Below are 2,908 nucleotides of genomic sequence, written 5' to 3' on the forward strand. Positions count from 1 at the left end.
GTATAGCTATAGTTATACACATAAATATAATACAGATTTTTATGGTGTAAAGTTAACTGATGGCACTGGAACGATCAAGCGCTCTGTGAATATTGCGCAAGCTTTTTCTGGTGGTAAAGTTATAGCAAATCCAATCATTGATATAAATGATATTGATTATTCTGTAAAAGGAAAACCGGATATAATCAATAAAAAATATTTACTAATAAAAGATATTCCAGTTGAAACAAAACGAGTAGAAGTTAAGTATAGAGTTAATCCTTCCCCAGAAAGTTGGGGAACTTTGATATATTCAGCAGATTTTAATAATGATTACAATGGTTATTTGGTTAATTTAAGTGGTTTAGAAGCACCTGATAGAAATGTAATGTATGATTTTGTATATATTTTATATGATGCAAAAGGACACATATTAGGAGGTAATAGTTTTGAATATGCATTAAGCATGGCAAATTATTGGGAGGATGCTGATCCAGCTTTGAATGGCAATATATTAAATATCTTTGATGAACGTTTTAAAAAAGCGATTTTTAGTGATAAAGATAAAAGTATCAATGGGAAAGTCGATGTCAATCAAGCGATAAGTTCGAGTGGAGGGGAAGTTGTTGCTACATTAATATCTAATTCTCCATTTAAAATAAAATATACATTTACTGAGGCTCAATTAACAAGCTATAAAGCAAATAAAAGCGATTATCAAATTAGTTTTTTCTTCAAAGGAAAAAATGGAATTTATGAGAAAAAAGATCCAACTAGATATACTTATAATGGTTTTAGTCACTTAGATATTGAGCTTGAATTCACTAAAGATGAGTTTGATAGATTTTATAATATAAACGAAAGTATTAATAAAGTAAGTAATGGTTTTTTAGATGTAAAAATTGGGCTTTATCAAGATCAAAGATACCTTGAAATAGGCGGAGGGTTACAAAATTTATCAGTATCAACTGTATATGTAGGCCCACCAATTTATAATTTGGCTTCCTCTAGTAAAATCGCACTATATTCACAATCTACAATTAGGTTAACAAACCAGCCACTAAATACAACCTCATTAGAATTTTTTGTTAGAAAACAGGAATCATCATATTTTGATTATACACTTGGTCGCTTTCAATATCATTTTAGTGATTGGAAAAGATACCAAGCTACACCTGTATATGATATTTATGGTGAAAAAATTGAAGGTGTCTTTGAAATATACCTTGGTGATCTTTCTTCAGATAACCATTATCAATTTGAATATGTGTCTTTTAATAAAATGGAAATTATTAATAGGCAACAAGGCGATTTCAGAACTACTAAAAATCAAGAGGGTTATGGTGGTATAGCTATATCATCGGTTAGTACTATACCTTTAAACTATGGAGGTAATGGTTTTGTAATGCCCAACTGGGGGAATGTTAAAGAACCTAATGGTTATGGACAGTTGGGAGAGAATGGTTTTGCATTTTTTATACCTACTATTTGGGATATAAACCCTCCTGCTTATGGTTTTCCTTCTGCATACGTAAAGATAAAGTATAGACAAGTAGGGACAAAAGATTGGATTACTTCATATGCTTTTGCAGATGAAAAAACTGGTTATTTCTACTGGAAAACAGATGACCTAACAGCGGGGGAGTATGAATTTCAAGTAAGAAGTCATAAATTTTTTGATGAAGCTTGGGACGATATTGTAGAAGATGCTAAGCTGAACTTGCAGCTTATTGGGAAAGTGAGCATAGGAACAGAATTAGGTAACCTAAAAGTTCTAGAGCAATGGTCTAGTTCATTATTTCAAAACCAGATTACCTTTGCAGGCCAGCCTATAGGCAGTAGTCAAGTGACCATTAAATATGGTACGGCAGCAGGTCTACTTAATAAAACTGCAGTGTTACCTGTGGATTCAGAAGGTAAAGCAATCCTTGATATTCTTGAGCTTGCCGAACAGAACCTGTTGGGTAGTACCACAGTTTACTATAGCTATGAAACCACCGATGCATCAGGCAAACTGCTTAACCGTGCCACAGGCTATGTCAATGTCGGGGTGGGTGCCGGTTCAGGCCAACACACCAACCAGCTGAATGACAGCTGGCTTGACTTCCAGCCTGCCCAGAACAACGGCAGCAAGATGGAGCTGTTCTACCGTAAACGTCAGGTTGATGCGAGCGGTAACTTTGTTTCTGATTTAGTTAGCGCCGATATTAACAGCGATGCCTACTGGGCCAGCAGTAACCAGTTCCAGAAAGTCAGCCTCACTCCTTCAAACGGCATCTATCGCTGGAACCTAAATGATCTGGTGCCAAAGTCAGGCTTTGAAAACTACGAGTACTTCTACCAGCTCTATGACAGTGCAGGTAAGGTGATTGCCTTCGTACCGGGTAAGCTCAGCATTGACAGTAAAGGCAACGGTAGCAGCCAGCAAAACAAGTGGGTGATTAATGGTTCCGGTGACCGCGCCAGCCAGATTGTTAAATCACAGACCTACAATGCCTTTGGTGAAATCATTAGTGAAACCGATGGCAATGGCAATACCAGTAGCCTGAGCTACAACACCATGGGTAAACTGACCAAGAAGGTTCTCCCTACAGTCGATATCCGTAAGTCAGATGGTACGGTTGTACAAGGTACACCAACCCTTGAATATGGCTATGACCTGAGTGGCCGCTTACTGACCAGTAAAGATGCCAATGGCAATATCAACAAGCAGAGCTACTTAAACGGCCGTAACCTTGAAACTGGGGACTGGCTGGTTGAAAAAGAAACCCATGCCGATAGCGGTGAGGTCAGTAATGCCTATGATGTCTATGGCAACCTGATTGAACAGTCCAATGCACTGGGTGTTAAAACTGGCTATAGCTACGATATTAATGGCAACCTGATCCAGATCACCCGTGCAGCACGAACCGCGGGGACGGTAGGTGCT

1 protein-coding gene is annotated in these 2,908 nt (G+C 37.8%); it reads left to right on the forward strand.

The window, feature by feature from the left end:
- Window positions 1-85: 85 nt before the first annotated feature.
- Window positions 86-2,908 (forward strand): RHS repeat domain-containing protein (locus ACS604_RS18885; protein ID WP_474772637.1); only part of this gene is annotated, 2,823 nt, incomplete at its 3' end.

It is taken from the genome of Acinetobacter sp. Li1LvA2 (genome assembly GCF_056156705.1).